This is a genomic window from Gimesia aquarii (genome assembly GCF_007748175.1).
In the GTDB taxonomy this organism is placed as follows: domain Bacteria; phylum Planctomycetota; class Planctomycetia; order Planctomycetales; family Planctomycetaceae; genus Gimesia; species Gimesia aquarii_A.
This window is the reverse complement of record NZ_CP037422.1, coordinates 2,338,977-2,357,473: the sequence shown is the minus strand read 5'-3', so window position 1 is coordinate 2,357,473 and position 18,497 is coordinate 2,338,977. Positions and strand designations below refer to the sequence as shown.

Annotated in this window: 13 protein-coding genes; 6 read left to right on the top strand and 7 right to left on the bottom strand. The window is 46.7% G+C overall.

Annotated elements, in window-relative coordinates:
* The first annotated feature begins 5 nt into the window (after positions 1-5).
* Positions 6-1,316: a hypothetical protein gene (locus tag V202x_RS09325; RefSeq protein ID WP_145173428.1), complete on the top strand. Its 1,311-nt coding sequence runs from the start codon at positions 6-8 to the stop codon at positions 1,314-1,316.
* 23 nt (positions 1,317-1,339) lie between these two features.
* On the opposite strand, the gene V202x_RS09320 is transcribed toward V202x_RS09325, so the two are convergent.
* From V202x_RS09320 to proC, 7 genes are all read right to left on the bottom strand, one after another.
* Positions 1,340-2,719 carry a DUF1501 domain-containing protein gene (locus V202x_RS09320; RefSeq protein ID WP_232098924.1) on the bottom strand — a complete coding sequence of 460 codons (1,380 nt, stop codon included), beginning with the start codon at positions 2,717-2,719 and terminating at the stop codon, positions 1,340-1,342.
* A gap of 165 nt (positions 2,720-2,884) precedes the next feature.
* On the bottom strand, positions 2,885-4,213 hold the full coding sequence (locus V202x_RS09315; protein ID WP_145173425.1) for a metal ABC transporter permease: 1,329 nt from the start codon (positions 4,211-4,213) through the stop codon (positions 2,885-2,887).
* The gene (locus V202x_RS09310) at positions 4,213-5,724 is read right to left on the bottom strand and encodes an iron chelate uptake ABC transporter family permease subunit (protein ID WP_145173422.1); all 1,512 of its coding nucleotides are present in this window, start codon (positions 5,722-5,724) and stop codon (positions 4,213-4,215) included. The genes V202x_RS09315 and V202x_RS09310 overlap by 1 nt, the downstream gene beginning before the upstream one ends.
* A complete protein-coding gene (locus V202x_RS09305) occupies positions 5,721-6,536 on the bottom strand; it encodes a metal ABC transporter ATP-binding protein (protein ID WP_145173419.1) in 816 nt (271 codons plus the stop codon). The genes V202x_RS09310 and V202x_RS09305 overlap by 4 nt, the downstream gene beginning before the upstream one ends.
* 101 nt (positions 6,537-6,637) lie before the next feature.
* Positions 6,638-7,633 (bottom strand): metal ABC transporter solute-binding protein, Zn/Mn family, encoded by a 996-nt coding sequence (locus tag V202x_RS09300; protein WP_145173416.1) that lies wholly within the window; start codon positions 7,631-7,633, stop codon positions 6,638-6,640.
* A 115-nt stretch (positions 7,634-7,748) separates the two neighbouring features.
* Entirely contained in the window at positions 7,749-10,517 is a 2,769-nt protein-coding gene (locus tag V202x_RS09295; RefSeq protein WP_145173413.1) for a prolyl oligopeptidase family serine peptidase, read from the bottom strand.
* Positions 10,518-10,693: 176 nt separating this feature from the next.
* Positions 10,694-11,521 carry a pyrroline-5-carboxylate reductase gene (gene proC / locus V202x_RS09290; RefSeq protein WP_145173410.1) on the bottom strand — a complete coding sequence of 276 codons (828 nt, stop codon included), beginning with the start codon at positions 11,519-11,521 and terminating at the stop codon, positions 10,694-10,696.
* 287 nt (positions 11,522-11,808) lie between these two features.
* Here proC and V202x_RS09285 point away from each other — a divergent pair, with 287 nt between their 5' ends.
* The 5 genes from V202x_RS09285 (at position 11,809) to V202x_RS09265 (ending at position 18,356) form a co-directional block, all read left to right on the top strand.
* On the top strand, positions 11,809-12,630 hold the full coding sequence (locus V202x_RS09285) for a menaquinone biosynthetic enzyme MqnA/MqnD family protein (protein ID WP_232098922.1): 822 nt from the start codon (positions 11,809-11,811) through the stop codon (positions 12,628-12,630).
* A complete protein-coding gene (gene mqnC, locus V202x_RS09280; RefSeq protein ID WP_145173404.1) occupies positions 12,599-13,729 on the top strand; it encodes a cyclic dehypoxanthinyl futalosine synthase in 1,131 nt (376 codons plus the stop codon). Before V202x_RS09285 ends, mqnC begins: the two co-directional genes overlap by 32 nt.
* A gap of 154 nt (positions 13,730-13,883) precedes the next feature.
* Positions 13,884-14,645 carry an ATP-binding cassette domain-containing protein gene (locus V202x_RS09275; RefSeq protein ID WP_145173401.1) on the top strand — a complete coding sequence of 254 codons (762 nt, stop codon included), beginning with the start codon at positions 13,884-13,886 and terminating at the stop codon, positions 14,643-14,645.
* Between the two features lie 5 nt (positions 14,646-14,650).
* The gene (locus V202x_RS09270; RefSeq protein WP_145173398.1) at positions 14,651-17,059 is read left to right on the top strand and encodes an ABC transporter permease subunit/CPBP intramembrane protease; all 2,409 of its coding nucleotides are present in this window, start codon (positions 14,651-14,653) and stop codon (positions 17,057-17,059) included.
* A gap of 70 nt (positions 17,060-17,129) precedes the next feature.
* The gene (locus V202x_RS09265; protein WP_197993308.1) at positions 17,130-18,356 is read left to right on the top strand and encodes an amidohydrolase family protein; all 1,227 of its coding nucleotides are present in this window, start codon (positions 17,130-17,132) and stop codon (positions 18,354-18,356) included.
* Positions 18,357-18,497: the final 141 nt, after the last annotated feature.

The window sequence follows — 18,497 nt, the reverse complement described above, 5'->3', positions numbered from 1 at the left end:
TAACGATGAAATTAAAAATCGCCACTTTTCGTTTTGATGTGACGCCTCCTCTCGGCCATTCCTTGTGTGGAGGTTGGATACCACCCGCTTCACGAGTCGTTGATTCGCTAGAAGCCATAGGCTTTGTAATCTTAAGTGATCAGCGTCCGATTATTGTTTGCGCAGTCGATTGGACTGGACTGTGCAACGCCGCCCATCAGCAGTGGAGAAAAGTGCTGGCAAAAGCAGCGGGAACGACAGTAGAACGAGTGGCCGTCCAATGTGTGCATCAACATGACGCACCGTTTGTCTGTCTGGAGACAGACCGCATTGTGCGAGCTCAAGGTGATTTACCGCCGAATATAGATTCGGAATTTTTTCATACCTGTTTAAAGCGAGCTGATTCTGCTATTCGAGAGAGCTTAAAGGTGCCTCGACGATTAACGCATGTCGCTGCAGCGCAGTCTAAAGTAAAGCAGGTCGCATCTAATCGACGCATCCTGGATGATGCCGGCAAGATATTGAAGAATCGTAGCGTTGCCGCCAGTAGTGATGACGTACGCAATTTACCAGCGGGGGTGATTGATCCGTGGTTGAAAACGGTTGCCTTTTATGATGGACGAGAGAAGGTCGCAGCCTGTTATTACTACGCCGTGCATCCGATAAGTTACTGTTGTCAGGAAGGGCATGTGACTAGTGAATTTGTTGGCCAGGCTCGAAGGTTAAAGGAACAACATGATACACCAGATTGCACACATATTTATTTTACTGGTTGTGCAGGGAACCTGAATACAGGTAAATATAACAACAGCTCCCATAAAGAAAATCGTCAAGTGCTGACACAGCGATTATTTGATGCCATGCAACAGGCTTCTCAAAAATTGCACCCCGAACCGATCCAAAATATGAATTGGGCGACCACTGATTTTCTGCCTCCGGTCCATAAATCTTTTTCTGCTGAATTGATTGAGAAACAAATCAATGACCGTTCTCAAAATGTCGTTCATCGTAATCGTCCAGCTTTTACTTTAGCCTGGATCCGACGTTGCAGACAGAAAATTCCCATTACACTCAGTGCTTTACACATGAATCAAGTTTCACTAGTTCATCTTCCGGCTGAGCCCTTTGTGGAATATCAGTTACGTTCACAGACCTTACAACCAACACGTTTTGTAGCGACTGCCGGTTACGGAGATGGAGGTCCCTGGTACATTCCGACAGCTGAAGCCTATTTTCAAGGAGGCTATGAAGTCAGCGTTGCCTTTAGCGATCCCCAAGTGGATGGCTTACTGATGAAGGGCATTCAGACTCTCTTCGAATCTCAGCCTGCAAAATGATATGAGATTCATTCTAAGACAGATTAGATTAATTCTTTAATCGGTCTACCGTGCGGCAGAATTGGAATGGGGCGACCCTGGAAATCAACGATCGACTTGTCGTAATCGATGCCCAGATGTTGGTAGATCGTGGCCAGCATATCTTGAGGAGTGTAGGGGCTATGTGTTGGATACTCTGCTTTCGAATTTGTGGCTCCCACGACTTGACCCATTTTCAGGTTACCACCAGAAAATAACGCCGTGTATGCCTCTGGCCAGTGATTACGGCCCGTTCCCGTGTTATTTGATGAGAGACGAGGAGTCCGTCCGAATTCACCCACGGCGACGACCATAATTTTCTTATCAAGATTACGTTCATGAATGTCTTCGATGAGTGTTGTCAGTGCCTGGTCCATGTAAGACAGCCGAATGCTCATATATTTTGCAAAATGTCCGGGTCGACCGGCGTTGGAAATATGGTCGTCCCAGTTCGTAAATTCCTGACCGGTTTTGGGTGTATTAAAGTAGAGCGAAACAACACCACAACCAGCTTGCGCCAAACGACGGGCCAGGAGACAGCCTTGTCCCCACATATTGCGGCCGTACCGCTCACGGAGTTGATCATCTTCAAGGGCGATATCAAACGACTTCGCTGCTTCGGGGCTGGTTAACATTTGGAATGCGATGTTGCGGAACTTTTCGTTGCCTTCCAGATCACCGGAAAGATCGAGATCATTTCGTAGACGATCAAACTGCTCAAGCAGTTGTCGGCGTTCCAATAAGTGTTTCCCGTCCATGCCCGCATTCAGTTTCAGTGAAGGAGGACGATAATTTTTCGAGGAAGGTTCACTCGATTCAAAGGGGCCATGCTGCATGCCGAGGTAAGTCGGCTGAACCATGTAGAACTTCGAAGGAATTGAGACATAAGGAGGTGTGCCAGCTTTCGACAAGCCACGAACTTTACTCGTGATCGATCCGAAATCAGGATGTTCGCTTTTCGATCGGGACGAGGGATCCAGCTTGGAAGGTCGTTTTCCGGTAAGAACAATGATACCCCCGTCACTATGTATTCCTACATCGTGATGCAGTGAGCGAACTAAAGAGAATTTGTCGGCAATTTTGGCCTGCTTCGGAAATAACTCGCAAATATCCATTCCCGGAACATTAGTGGAAATGGGCTGGAATACAGAACGATAGGAGGAAGGAGCATCAGGTTTGAGGTCGTATGTTTCCAGCTGTGAAGGGCCCCCATGCAGAAACAGCAAAATCACAGAAGTATCCTGCTTGGGTTGTCCGGCTTCGCTACGTAGAGACATCAACTGCGAAAGCGTGAGTCCTCCCAAACTGAGAGAACCAATTCGCATAAACTCGCGTCGATTTACTGGTCCGTTACAAACCTTACCTGCCATACGGTTTCTTTCCATTCCGTATTCGTAGGGTACGCTTTCAAGACTGATTACATATCAGTGGTTGATTATATGTTGTAGGTTAAAAAATTGCCAGATGAAATCGCTGCAAAAGGAAAGGCAGACCCCAAACTTTTGCGACTAGTATTTTGAAACTATTGATAGATAGCGTTCAGAACTTGTTTAACCCCTCTCATCCTCAGGTGGAATGGGGCGCCCGTGTGGATCTTGATCAGTGTCTAATGTGTCTTTATTCAATTTTTCGCGCAACTGGCGATCAGTGAAGTGTTCCAGTTGTTCGGCCTGTTTGTGAATGTTTTCAGCAGACATACCTGCGTGTTCAACTAAGTAATGTTCCCATAGTCGATGAGAGCGAACTAATTGTCGTGCGCGATCACGGCCAGTTTCTGTTAACTCGTAGGTTCCATTTGAATCGATAACTTGACCATGTCTGGCCAGGAAGTGGAGACTCCAATCGGTAGGCAGCGGACTCGAAAAAAGAATTTCTCTCAGGTAAGCCGCATCAGGTTTTAGTTGAGGATCACGTTCTTCGATCCGGTACATCAAAGCGATAATGTCTTCAGCAAGAATTTTCCAGGCAAGGATCTGCCTTCGCACAAAGACGACAATGATTCCATGCCGTGGTGCAAATAACGCTGCGATGATAAACAGCAATCCTGCGGCGACTGCCATCATTCCCGCTGTGGATGTGCTCTGAAATCCAAACCAGCGAGGAACTGTCATCGCGCTGATATGGCCGAGGACTGCTGCGATGATTGCCAGAATGACACTGAGAACAATCATGCGTACCAGGCGATCTGTTAACATATAAGCGGCAGCCGGCGGTACGACAAACATTGCCACCACTAGGATATTTCCAACCGTTTCAAAACTGGCGACTGCGGTAACGGCAACGAGTGTCATCAAAGTGTAATGAATGAGTGTGGCATTAAAACCTGTCGTGGTTGCCAGGGCCGGGTCAAATGAGCTGAGTTTCAATTCTTTTAGAAACAGGACCACAAATAAAAGATTGACCAGTAACACAACAGACAGCACCACGACAACACGCGGTATTTCCCAACCGGAAATGAGGATTGTATCAAGGGGGGTCAGTTCGATCGCTCCATATAGAACACACCCCGGATCCAGATCAACATGATCTGCTGCTTGCACGATCATCACCAGACCTAAAGCAAATAGAGAAGTGAAGACTACACCCATCGAGGCCCCTTCGTCTACTTTCCCAAAGCTCCGAATCCATTCTGTAAATAACGCCGTTAAGATACCTGCTAAAACTGCCCCAGCAAACATTGGAATACTGCTGCGGCTATCGCTGAGAAAGAACGCTGCTGCCAGACCAGGCAAAATGGCATGCGTAATAGCATCACCGAGCATGCTCATTTTCCGCAGGACGAGAAAATTTCCCAACAGTGCCGACGAGACAGCACACAAAATACCAGCGGCGATGATCCACCCATCAAGAGACCAGTTCCACTGTTCCAATCCACTCATTAGCGTAACCTTCGAGCATGAGGATTTTGTGAATTGGTTTTGTTTCGATCAATATCTATCGTGTGTGGACTTTGAAGTACCCCTTCAGATGTTTGTTGAATCAGCAACGATTCTAATTCTGAGATCACTTCTGGTTCCAGGACATGTTCGATCGCATCGGCATCCTGATCGACTTTACTCGGAGCAACATCGGCATATGTGATCAAATACAGTTCCCACAAACGATGTTCGTGTACGAGTCGAATTGCTTCTTTGAGCCCTGCTTCCGTGAGTTGCATCTGGTTTTCATGAACTAGTTCGACAAGTTGTTCTAGTTGGGCGCGTTTTATGATTTTTTTGAGTTTCGGTCGAGACCAGCTTCGCATTTGAAAGACTGCGTCAATGGGGACCTGCATGGATTCCAATTTCTGTTTTTCATTGAGAAGTCCACGCGCTTCAAGGTATTCATAAATGCCACGTAGCAGGTGTTGTCGATTGATTTTTGTGTTCAATTCGTGTCGTCGTAGTTTACGGATCAAGATGCCGCGTGGAATACCAAAGACCATGCTGAACAAGAACATCGCCGTCGAGACCAGCACAATCATTGCACCCGAGGGAAGATTGGGAAAGATGGCACTCATGGCTGAGCCGATCATACTACTAAGGGCTCCGAGCACGATGGCCACGATTGTCATGTTGACCATTTTTTCGGTCCAGAAACGTGCTGCAGCGGGAGGAATGACCAGTAGAGAAATCATCAGAATCAATCCCACCGCTTGCAGTCCAATAATGGTAACCACAACCACGAGCCCCATCAGCATCATGTCCAGAAAAACGACGGGGAAGCCACGCGAGTCGGCAAAACCTTCATCAAAACAAAGGAGTGTCAATTCTTTAAACAACAGAATGGAAATCAGCATGCAAGTCATACCAGCACTCCCGATAAGCCAGGCATCGCTGGCGACCATCGAGGCGGTCTTCCCATAAATGAATGATTCCAGGCCAGCAGCATGACCGGTTTCCATTTGTTGTACGATTCCCAGGAGCGCGATTCCAGCGCCAAAAAATACGCTCAACACAATTCCTAATGCGGCATCTTCTTTTAAACGTGTCAGGTTTCGGATGAGGAGAATGGTGGCGATTCCCATTAAGCCACTTAAAGCGGCTCCCACGAGTAAAACTGGCAGTGATTTTCCATCCAGACCCAATGTCGTAGCGACAATAAAGGCAATCGCAATACCGGGAAGAGTGGCGTGACTTAATGCGTCTCCCATCAGTGCTCGTTTGCGTAATAAGGCAAAGCTCCCAACCATACCGGCTGACATTCCCAAGAGTGTAGTGCCCAGGATGACGATCCTTGTGTTATAATCCTGTAAAAATAAAACGCGTTTCCAATCCGACCATGTGGGCATTGTGATGCTACGGTTCGTGATGGACTGTTGTGACTGAATTTCTCTCGCATTATTTTCCGCAATGACTAACGATTGCGGAACAAAACTGGCAAGTAGAAACACCAGAAAGAACGGCCTCATAAAGACTGCTCCCGGCGTCGCATGGTTTCTGTCGCTTCTTCCAATAACGTCAAGCGTCCGCCATAGGTCTTTTGAAGATTCTCTGGGGTGAACACGTCGGCGGTTAAACCGTGATCGATGACTCTCATATTGAGTAAGATCACATAGTCAAAATACTCGGGTACGGTTTGCAGATCATGGTGAATGACCAGTGCCGTTTTTCCTGCCTCTTTCATTTCCTGCAGGATCTGGACAATCGCTTTTTCGGTAGCGGCATCAACGGCCGCGAATGGCTCGTCCATCAAATACAAATCAGCATTCTGAACCAGGGCTCTTGCTAAAAATGTCCGCTGTTGTTGACCACCAGAAAGCTGACTGATTTGCCGCCGAGCATAATCGGCGATACCAACCCGTTCTAACGCATCCATCGCCAGGACGCGGTACTTTTTACGAACGGGAAGACACCAGCCGATCTCTTTGTAAAGCCCCATTGTCACGACATCCAGGGCATCCACGGGAAAATCCCAGTCAACGCTTTCTCTTTGCGGGACATACCCAACGCGTTGTCGATTTTTTTGATAGGGTTTACCAAATATTTGCACTCGTCCGGAAGCTTTGGGGATGAGTTCCATGATGGCTTTGATCAATGTACTTTTCCCGGCACCGTTGGGACCGACTATCCCGACTAATTTGCCCGGCGGAATTTCAAAACTCACATCCCAGATTACGGGCTTTCGATGATAGGCCACTGTCAAGTCATAGACGGAGAGCGGAGTTTCTTCGAGCGGGAGTTCTGGTTTTGTAGTCGTAGTGGAACTCTCTCTAATATTCATAAGGTAGAAATCGATTCATAAAATATTTGAGGTTCTAAATGTTATTTTATCTCTTATGGAAATCAATTCATGGGTGATGAGCCGTGCGGTGCTTGATTTCATTAGTGCGAGAGTTTGTCTTGCATACCTCTTTCCGGAGCCGTTCCACCTAAGGCACGCGTGACAGTTGTGAAATTATGATCCAGCATTCCGATATAAGTACCCTCATAGGTGTCCGGTTCACCCATGGCGTCCGAAAATAATTCACCACCGATGATGATGTCATGTCCTTGTGCTTTCGCCCCATCGATGAGTGCGGTGATATTCTTTTTCGAGACACTGCTTTCTACAAATACCGCTTTGATGTTTTTGTTAACCAGCATATTGACGAGTTCGTTAATTCGCTTGAGCCCCGCTTCTGATTCCGTCGAAATTCCCTGAACGCCTTGCACATTCAAGCCGTAAGCGCGACCAAAATAATTGAAAGCGTCATGTGAAGTAACCAGAATGCGACTTTCCTCAGGAATTGACTTTACGATTTTTAAACCATATTGGTGCAGGTTTTCCAATTGTTGTTTGTATGCTTTCGCGTTTTCTTGATAGTCTTTTGCATGAGTCGGGTTGAAATTACTCAAGGCAGTTTGCACCGCATCAACACATTCTGACCAGGCAGCGACGTCCATCCAGACATGCGGATCGTAGTGACCATCGAAGTCGTCTGGTTCGAGTAATGTTTTTTCATCGATCAATTCTGTGACCGCGTAAACAGGTTTGTTTCGCGAAACTTTAATCAATGTATCCGCCATCTTGCCTTCCAGCATCAAGCCTGAGTAAAAGACGATATCGGCGTTCATTATGGTTTGCACGTCATCCCGGGTTGCCTTATGCATATGAGGATCAACGCCCGAACCCATGATTTGAGTCACATTTACATGATCACCACCAACATTCTTGATGAGGTCTGCAACCATGCCAACGGTTGCTGCCGCCTGAATCGGATAGGTTAGTTCTTTTCCTGAATCTTGTGAGTCTGATGCATTACTAGTTGAGGGATTTTCCCCTGAATTACATCCAACCAGAAAACTCAGTAAAAAAGCGAAAGCAAAAAGCCTTCTCATATATAAACTCCCGTTAGAGCGTTGCTATCGATAAAACTAAAATGTAGCCATGGCTACATTTTTCTCTATTCTATCAGAGGTTGGGTTGCTGTCAACTCCAGCGGGACGGGGTAAATCAGGGTTTCAGGTGGCGATCAAAGAATCCGATGACGGGTGGCCGTAAGTCTTTTTGTTTTGGCTGGAGATGAAAGCTATGAGGTGCTCCCTCGATGATGAGCAATTCTACGGGGATATTTCCCTTTTTCAGAGCGGCCGCTAAAATTTCTGATTGCTCAACAGGAACCAGAGCATCTTTGGTACCATGCAGGATCAGGAATGGAGGATCATCATTCGTAATGTGGGTGACTGCCGAGGCCTGTTGACTGATCTGCTTTTCTTCTTCAGAAAATGAAGAGAGTAAGTCCCTTGATCGGGCCAGTGCAATCAGATCATGCGCACCATACATGGGAACAACGGCTTGAATGCGGGAAGAAAATCCGGCATAGGGTTCATGAGGGTCTAGTTTGGGATCATTACCGGTGACAGCCAGCACGGCGACCAGATGACCGCCGGCAGAGCCACCGATGGCTCCGATATGATTGGCGTCAATCTGATACTGGCTTGCATGTTTTCGCAAAAAACGAACTGCTGTTTTACAATCCTGTAGATGCCCAGGCCAAACTTGTTTCAGGTTGTCTGTAAATTTCGATCGTTTCTTGGCCAGCTGATAATTGATACTGGCACAAACGTAACCCGCTTTGGCGAGTGAGTTGCCAATGTTTTGTTCTCGTCGAGCTGCCTTATCACCGCCGTGCCAGCCACCTCCGTGGATAATGACGATTGCGGGGTAAGGTCCTTTCTGAAACTTGGGGTCTGGTAAATACAGGTCGAGTTTTTCAGTGCGTCCTTTACCCAGATAGCTGACATCTTTATTAACGCGAATTTGAGGCAATTCCTGTTTGACGCGATCGCTTGGTTCAATGAATTGGACTTTTTCTGATCCCGCTAGTTCCACAAGTTGTTTGATGTCGAATGCCTTGAGTAATCCGAAACAGAATAATTCAGGTGCCTGGTTGACGGACTTATTTTCTTCAATGATTTGTTTCAGTGAGCCCATCGAATCTTTTAAACTGATACTAGAAAAGGTCTTTGGTTCGATGGCAGCCGCGACAAGAGTATACAGGCTACTACGAGGTCCTTCTGCTTGAACTTTAACGGAATTTTGGTTTTGTTTCTTTTGTAACCAGCGGGCAATTGCCGTTAACTGACTCGCCTGGATTCCCAGCGGACGTTCTCCAACTGAAGCGACTAACAGGCCATACAGGAAATCGCGTTGACTGATTTTTGACTCCCCAAAATAAAAGGGATCGATGGCCAGAACCGTTTCACCTTGCGCAAGCAGTTTTTCAACCGTTGATGCCAGACTTTTGCGACCTTCATCGGCGACAACGATTGTCGTTGATTTAGAGGGGCCTTTCGAAAACTCTGTAGCTGGAACCGTCCAGTCTTCATTGATCCTTAACTTCCAGAATTTAATGGTTGTATTGTCTATCGCCGCTTGACTGTTTTTTTCTCCCGTCGCCAGTGTTTTTTTGTAATTCACAATCTTTTTGAGCAATTTCCTGGGATTCTTTGTAGAAGATAAAGCCGCTTTTCGGGGGAGATCTTTGCATAGCCTTAACGCCAGTGAATGAAATGTCTCATTATTTTTGGGAAGTTCAATTTTGAGTTCGTCTGCCGATTTTATTTCTGAGCTACATTCGAATTCCTTAGTGGGTAGTGGCTTACCTGGTTCGGAAAAGTAGGCTGAGAACATCCGGTACAGCGCTTCGCGATTATCCTGTAAAAAATTGTGATCACCGGGATCGTCGTTGACATGCGACTGTAAATGGTTTTCTTTGTCATATAGTTTGTAAACGGGGAAGGCTGCCTTCAGAAGTGGGGGCTGTGCATAACCGGATTCAAAACAGCAGTTGTCTTTCGAGTTATTGGTCAACAAAGTAGGCCGCGGGGCACGCATGGCTGTGAGATGGGTGTAGTCTGCATACACCGCCAGATCGTTGGGAGTCTGTTCGGAATCTCCCAGATCTTTTGTATGATAGTTGCGCGTCAAAAAGCTGGAATAGCCGGCAACCGGATTGGAAAGTGTCACGCGTTTATCCAGCGAACTGATGAAGATCGTCTGCCAGCCACCGCCTGAAAGGCCGGCGACAGCAACGCGCTCAGGGTCTGCATTGGGGTGTGAAAGCAGGACGTCAAGTCCGCGTTTCATAGAAAGATAAAATGGCGCGAGTCCACTCGTACCACACAGGTCCAATTGATTCATGCGATAATGCATCAGGCCGGGCACATTTAATTGTCCCATTCCCAACCATTCAATGTTCAATGCGATCATGCCGCGTTTGGCCTGATTGATACAGCGTACCTGTTTGTAGTCGGCTGCTTTGCCATTCCGATCGTGCCCATTGACATTCATGACGACGGGAACTTTTCCACTAAGCTGTTTCGGAACATAAAGTAGAGCGGGAATCCAAAGGCCGGGCACTGCTTCGAATCTCAGTTTCTGAATTTTGTAATCGGGACCACCTGAAATGGTTTCGAGCCAGACAACATTCAGTTTTGAATCGCGCCATTTTGCTGCTTCTCCTCGGAATATGACTTTATTTAAAACATTACTACGTACCTTGGAGATATATTTTTCCCATGCATCCACACTGTCAATTTCAGGCATTCCAGGGACCCTAGGTGCGATATATTTTTGGACTTCCTTCCACGGAAGTTCTTTTTCAATAATTGGTTTTGCGAGCCACGTTTTCAGATTTTGCTCTGCGGCATTGAGGTGGTGGGAGGCAGGAATCAGCAGGCAACAAAAAACGAACAAACGGAAAGCGCATAGGTTAAGCATTGTTGTGTCTCCCGATGTTTTCAGGTGGGAATTAATGGAAGTTCCATTTTATTCTGAGAAAACCAGTCAGGTAACGCAAGTTCGTTAAGAAAATTAATGAAATGGGTATGACAAATAATTCGACAGTGATAGAGAGGCTTCTCCACAAGCCCAACAATGGTTTATTGAGTTTTGGATCATTCAGAGCTTTTACCGAGTTCAATCGATCGGTTTGTAGCAGCGCTAACCGCACTCATCAAAGTGTGTCTTAAACCACCGGCTTCTAATTCGTGGATGCCGGCAATAGTAGTGCCGCCGGGACTGGTGACCGCATCTTTTAGGGTACCAGGATGTTCACCCGTTTCAAGAACCATCTCCGCGGCACCTTTCACCGTTTGAGCAGCCAGTTGTGTAGCGATGTGTCGGGGAAGTCCCATCCTTACGCCTCCATCACTGAGCGCTTCAATCACTTGATAAACGTAAGCAGGACCACTTCCAGATAACCCAGTCACGGCATCCAGTTGGGATTCCGGAACTTCAACTGCAGTGCCAACAGTCGAAAGCAATGACTCCACCAGGCACGCATCTTCATCAGTTGCCTGACCTCCTCGTGAGAAGGCAGAGGCCCCCTGCTGAACCATGCAGGGGGTATTAGGCATAACTCGAATCATTCGTACGCCTTTTCCAAGTTCATCCAGAAAGAACGACAGTGGACAGCCTGCAGCGATGGAGACAATCAGGTGTTGGGTATTGAGAGCGCCTTCAATTTCCTGAACAACGTCAATCATTTGCTGTGGTTTCACCGCCAGAATAATGACTTCAGCTTGTTGAACTACGGTCAGATTTGATTCGACGGCTTGCGCACCCGTTTCTTGAGCAAATCCGGTGAGAGCGGTTTCAAACTTATCACTTGCCAATACATGTTCAGCTGTTGTGAACCCAGATGAAATTAACCCTCCTGCCAGAGCTGTCGCCATACGACCCGCCCCGATGAATCCAACCTTTACGCATCTATTTTCTGACATACCTTTGGTGCTTTCTTATGGAAATATAAGATCACGCAGTCTGAAACATCCCGCTGAATTTCGCTTGTCCTTAAATTTTCAAGGGTATAGTCCCTGATTGAGAGGGCACAAACTGCTAGAATATAATAACGGAGATCAAGTTTTATAACGAATTGTAACACCATCGGTCAGGATGTGCATTAGAGTACGTTCTACCTCTGGTCAACCATAGTAGAGCTGATTGCGAGATGAAGATTGCTGGCTATAATAAGTTGGACAATGCAACTGGAAATGAAAGCCAAACGATAATGTCTGACTTGGTTCCACCCCCGATACGTGTGGGGGCGGTCTCCTATCTCAACTCGAAACCTTTAATTGAAGATCTGGAAGGTCTCGCTGAAAATGCTGAACTAATGTTAGATTATCCCAGCCTGCTGGCTGATGATCTGGCAGCAGGGCGGATTGATGTAGGATTAGTTCCTTCGATTGAGGTTTTTCGTAGTTCGAACTACGAAGTGATTTCGAATGCATGCGTGGCGACTCAAGGACCGGTATTGAGTGTGAAAATGTATAGTCGTGTGCCTCTAGGAAAGATCAGGCGACTGGCATTGGATATGGGCTCAAGGACGAGTGCAACTCTTGTCCGAATAATGTTAGCAGAGCAATATGGCGTGATTCCTGAAGTCGAGCCACTACCCATTGAACAGACAATCGAAGCAACAACCGCGGATGCGATTTTATTGATTGGTGATCGTGCCATTCATACACCGTCAACAAAGTTTGTATCGACCTGGGATTTAGGAGAAGAATGGTTACGCTGGACTGGCTTACCTTTTGTGTTTGCCATGTGGGCCGTTCGCAGAGACCAAGAGACAGGTTCACTAGAGACATCGTTATGCCAGTCACGTGATAAAGGGGTGACTCTGTTAGATGAAATTGCGTGTCGTGAGGCACCTAAGTTAGGAATCGATGTTTCTGTGGCGCAGAGTTATCTGAAAAATAATCTGAGTTTTTATCTGGGACCTGCAGAATGTTGTGGGTTACGTTTATTTCAAGAATTAGCTATTAAAACGGGACTTGCTCCCGAGGGGGTTCCTCTTGTCTTCCGAAATTGCATCTCTGCTGGATAAAGCAGTTGCCGGCGAGCGTTTGAATCGTGAAGAGGGACTCCAGTTATTGGAATCTCATGATCTGATTGCGCTGGGGCGTGCTGCCAATGAAGTGACGAAGCGTTTGCACCCGGAGCCTTATCGTACTTATAACATCGATCGTAATATTAACTATTCGAATTCCTGTTCGGCGGTCTGTGATTTTTGTGCCTTTTATCGAACTCCCAATGATCCCGAAGTCTATGTTCTCAAGCCCGAGCAGCTCTATCAGAAAATCGAAGAGACGATTGCTTTAGGAGGCGACCAGATTCTGCTACAGGGAGGTCTGCATCCGACCTTAAAGCTGGAATGGTATGAGGATCTCTTGCGTGATTTACGTGAAAAATTCCCTTCAGTGAATATACATGGTTTTAGTCCACCCGAGATATATCACTTTACCAAAGTCAATAAACTCTCTTTACAGCAAGTGCTTGAACGATTGAAGGCTGCCGGTTTGGGAAGTCTTCCCGGCGGTGGTGGAGAAATTCTCGTTGATCGTGTGCGTAAAAAAATCACGCGAGGAAAAGTGTTGACCGATGGCTGGTTGGAGGTGAATCGTGTCTGGCATGAACTGGGAGGGATTTCGAGTGCAACGATGATGTTTGGCCATGTCGAAACATTGGCTGAGCGAATTGAGCACCTGGATCGCCTACGCGAACTACAGGATGAAACTGGTGGTTTCTCTGCATTTATTTGCTGGACCCTTCAGCCGGATCATACTGATATGGAGTATGTGCCTCCCGCGGGAGCCTTTGAGTATCTGAAAACACAGGCCGTTAGTCGACTTTATCTCGACAACTTCGCCAATATTCAGTCGTCCTGGGTGACTCAGGGTGAAAAGACAGGGCAGATGGCTTTGTTTTTCGGTGCTAATGATATGGGAAGTTTGATGATTGAAGAAAACGTCGTCTCCCAGGCAGGAACGACACATCATCTGACAGTTGATACAATTCGACACTGTATTACGGAATCGGGATACATCCCTCGACAACGCAATGTCTTTTATGAATATATCGATGATCCTGATTCGAATGGTCCTGCCAAAGGTTCAGGTCGCGTTCCTCTGCCAGTGCTCAACTAAGAGAAATTCATTCAGACTCAGACCTCGAACAAGCCGATTCGCGCCCATAGGGTATGCTTGCTATTAAGAATATCGTATAAGTAAGCCTCTTAAGTCAATGTATTGGTGAAAAGCCAATCGCTCATTTCGTAGGCATCAGGGATAACGGACGGCTATGATTCATGTCGAGCAGCTGAGCAAGAGTTTCGATGATTTGCGTCGTGGGAGTATTGTCGCGCTCGATTCTGTGAGTTTTGATGTCCAAGCTGGTGAAATCTTTGGTTTACTGGGACCAAATGGTGCCGGTAAAACGACCTGTCTTCGTATGTTGAGTACTGTTTTGCAGCCATCCGCAGGTTCTGCGACTGTTGCCGGCTATGATGTGGTGACCCAGGCACAGGATGTGCGGACTCATATTGGCTTTATGTCCTGTAATACTGGCATCTATGATCGAATGACTGCCTGGGAGATGGTCGAGTACTTTGGCCGTCTGTATGACATTGAAGAGAATAAACTTCAAGAGCGACTTGATCGTATTTTTACAACTCTGCAAATGCAGGACATCAAGGATCTACTCGGTTCGAAAATGTCGACTGGGATGAAACAAAAAGTTTCTATAGCCCGTACGATCATTCATGATCCGCCGGTTCTGATTTTTGATGAACCAACTTCGGGACTCGATGTATTGGTAGCACGCGCGGTTCTGAAGACCATCGAAGCATTGCGTGAGGAAGGTAAGTGCATCATCTTTTCGACTCACATCATGCGGGAGGTCGAAAAATTATGCGATCGGGTGGCAGTTATCTATAAAGGAAAGATTCTGGCAATCGGTAGTATTCCGGAACTCGAAGAACAGTACCATGAGTCGGATATGGAAGAACTGTTCTTCAGTTTAATTCAAGAGCATGAAGACCAACTGGCGATGAAGGCTCAATAATTCAGATGATACACTGGAAGAATATTAAGCTTATTTTGCTGCGTGAATTGCGGGACCAGATGCGAGATCGACGCACGCTATTCATGGTGGCTATTCTCCCACTGTTACTCTATCCGGCGATGGGCATCGGCATGGTCCAGATGACCGTTCTGTTTTCCGAGCAACCACGTAATGTAGTCATCCTCGGAGCCGATGATCTGCCAAAGCATCCGCAGTTATTAGACGGTGACCGTTTTGTTTCGAATTGGTTTCGAATTCCCGCTGATGCAGATAAGTTACGCGTCTTTACAGACAGTAAGCAATCTGAGGAATCCGAAAATATTCTTGAAAATGAACAACAACAGGAAATCTTGAAACAAGCCTATGCACTGGAAGTGGTGCTAAAGACTCATCAGAAATTACTCGACGAATTAGAGGAAATCGACAGTAAAACTGAAAAACAGAAAGCTGCGCGGCTGATCGTGGAGTTGGAAGAGACCAATGCCAGACTGAGTGCATTGTTTGCTGAAAGTCAGATTCAAGTTTTGATTTTGATTCCCAAGGGACTTTCTCAGGAGATCGAACGAGTTAGTGAGAAACTGGAGCGGCATGAACCGATTGACTTTGATCCCGCTGATTCTCTGCGGCCTTTAATTTTAGAGAACAACGCAGACGAAAAATCGATGATTGCCTATCGTCGTGTGGATGAAGCAATAGAGGCCTGGGAGAAAGAGATACTAAGAGCGCGATTGCATCGAGCTAATCTTCCCGAGTCATTACCAACACCCATCAACCCGGATGTCATCGATTTGGCTCAGGACGAACAATTGGCGGCGAATCTCTGGAGTAAACTTTTTCCGGCTCTATTAATCATTATGGCAGCCACAGGTGCGTTTTATCCGGCGATTGATTTAGGAGCCGGAGAAAAAGAGCGTGGTACGATGGAAACGTTACTGATTTCTCCTGCCAAACGCACAGAAATTGTGTTAGGAAAGTTTTTAACCGTTCTGATTTTCAGTGTCTCCACAGCTCTGCTGAATCTGGCCAGTATGGGGTTTACCGGGAAACATATGGTCAATCTCGCAGGATCAGGGGCGCTTTCCAAGATCGGAGATCTCTCGTTCCCATCTTTCTCAGCTTTATTTTGGATCGTACTGTTGTTGATTCCCCTGTCGGCATTGTTTAGCGCACTATGTCTCGCGTTTGCCACCTTCGCCCGCAGTAGCAAAGAAGGACAATATTATCTAACACCATTATTGATGGTCACACTGGGGCTGACGGTATTCTGCTTATCACCGGCCGTCGAAATCAATGCGTTTTACAGCTTGATGCCTGTTGTCGGTGTCGCATTGCTCTTGAAAGGTATGCTCCTCTCTTCAGTCAATGCCGGAATTCTTTATGTGTATGCGATTCCTGTTTTAGTCACAAGTATCGGTTACAGTCTGTTGGCACTTTGGTGGGCCATCGATCAATTTCAACGTGAAGATGTTCTATTCCGAGAAGCGGAACGGTTTGAACTCGGTTTGTGGCTACGGCACCTGTTGAAAACCAAGGACTCATTACCCAGTTTTGCCGAAGCTGGATTCTGTTTTGTGATCATCATGTTGTTACAGTTCGGTGTGATGAACAGCATGAGTGCTGCAATTCAGTCTGCAACCGAAGCAGAACGCCCCCTGCGGATGATGCAGCTTTTGATGATTCAACAATTGGCGATCATTGCGACTCCCGCTTTGATCATGGGGATCATGTTGACCACTAGTGTCAGAAAAACATTCCGACTCTATTTGCCTAGTCTTGGATTTTTAGCGGTTGGCATTAGTTTGCCTTTCATATTACACCCTTTGTCGCTCGAGTTGGCGGTGAGCTTGGATTGGTTTTTCCCCGCACTTCCTGAAGGCACGGTGGCAGTTCTCAAGGGAATGTCAGATCCAACCCAACCGATCTGGTTAGTGTTGATGGCGTTTGCATTGGCCCCCGCTATTTGTGAAGAATTGGCGTTCCGTGGGTTCATTTTAAGTGGATTTGGCCGTCGTGGTCGGGCCTGGCTGGCGATTATTTTGTCAAGTGTGACTTTTGGTGCCATGCATATGATTCCACAGCAGGTATTCAACGCCACCTTGCTGGGGTTAGTCTTGGGATTAATGGCCGTTCACAGTCGCAGTCTGTTGCCAGGAGTTGTCTTTCACTTTATTTACAACGGTCTTTCCGTGTTCAGAGAACGAATTCCTGAAAATTGGGTTCCCACAAATGGGTTACAGCATTTTGTGCGAATGGAACCGGAAGGTTTACGATATTCCTGGCCTTTACTCTTGATTTGTGGTCTGATTGCGATTGTGTTGTTACGTTGGATTCAAAATCAGTCAGTGACCCCTGCAAACCTTGATACAACTCAGCCTTTGACATTGGACCGCCGTTTAACTGATTCCAAATCATGACCGGTCTGATACAATGCCGTGATTCTTTTCCCTATCTGTACTCAAATTCCGTCTTATCAAAAGTAGAACTTTGGAACGTCAGATCTTAAAAGCACGTTGGGTCTTCCCCGTGGAAAGACCACCGCTTGAACATGCGGTGGTAGAAGTGGAAGGTTCTCACATTTCCGCCGTTTATGCGGGTGATCATCCCCAGGCTGTTGATTTGGGAAATACTGCCATCGTTCCGGGATTGATAAATGCTCACACACATTTGGAATTCAGCGATCTCGAAAATCCGTTAGGCCCGGTCGCTCCTTTTACTGACTGGATTCAGTCGGTCATGAAGTCGCGCTTTGAAAGTTCTACTTCAATAGAGCCAAAAATTCGAAAAGGCATCCAGGAGTGTTTGGAATCGGGAACGACGTGTATCGGGGAAATTGCGACGAGTGTCGCGAGTCTGCATCTGTTCGCACAGAATCAACAGGTACCCCATGCAGTGGTCTTTCGAGAGTGCCTGGGTTTTTCTGTCGATCGTATTTCAGAACAGGAACGTATCGCAGATCAGTTTTTTGAGGAGATTCCAGATCAGGCTGAGTCTCATTTGATACAGTTAGGATTGAGCCCGCATGCGCCTTACAGCGTTCATCCCGATTTATATCTGAGTCTTGTCAACGAGGCTCGAAATCAGGTGGCACCTGTTGCCGTCCATCTGGCAGAGACACAAGCAGAACTGGATTTCCTGGAGCGGAAACAAGGGCCCTTTGTCAAATTGTTAACAGAACTGGGGCTATGGGATCCAAACATCTTGAGAGAGGATGTGCGGATGTTTGACTATCTGGCCCCTTTGGCAGAATTGACGTCTGCCTTAGCCGTTCATGGCAACTATTTTGGTGAAACTGACATCGAATTTCTGAGACAGGCACCACAGATTTCGGTTGTCTATTGTCCAAGAACACACCATTACTTCGGTCACACCCCTCATCCCTGGCTGAGAATGATCGAGCGAGGCATCAATGTGGCAATTGGGACTGATAGCCGAGCGTCCAACCCGGATTTGAGCCTTTGGAATGAGCTGCAATTTCTACGTGAGAACTTTTCAGAGATTTCTCCCGATTTAATCTTGGAATGTGGCACCCTGGCTGGGGCACGCGCTTTAGGTCTGTCTCAAGAAGTCGGTTCATTAACAATTGGAAAAAGGGCTGATTTGGCTTTGGTTCAATTGCCCGACGGTTCAAAATCCTCTACTGGCAGTGATCTTTTGTTAAATGCACAGTCACATGTTGCGCGTGTTATGTTGAATGGGGGCTGGGTCAATTGATTTCATGGGAAATCTGGTTACCCTATATCTTCTAATTGTCGCAGTCTACGTGCTGGGTTTCCATCCCGGTACCTGCTGAGATACATGGTCAGCGTCGGCTTCACCAATCCAGTCTTAAATCAGTGCTCCGAGCGAAAATCG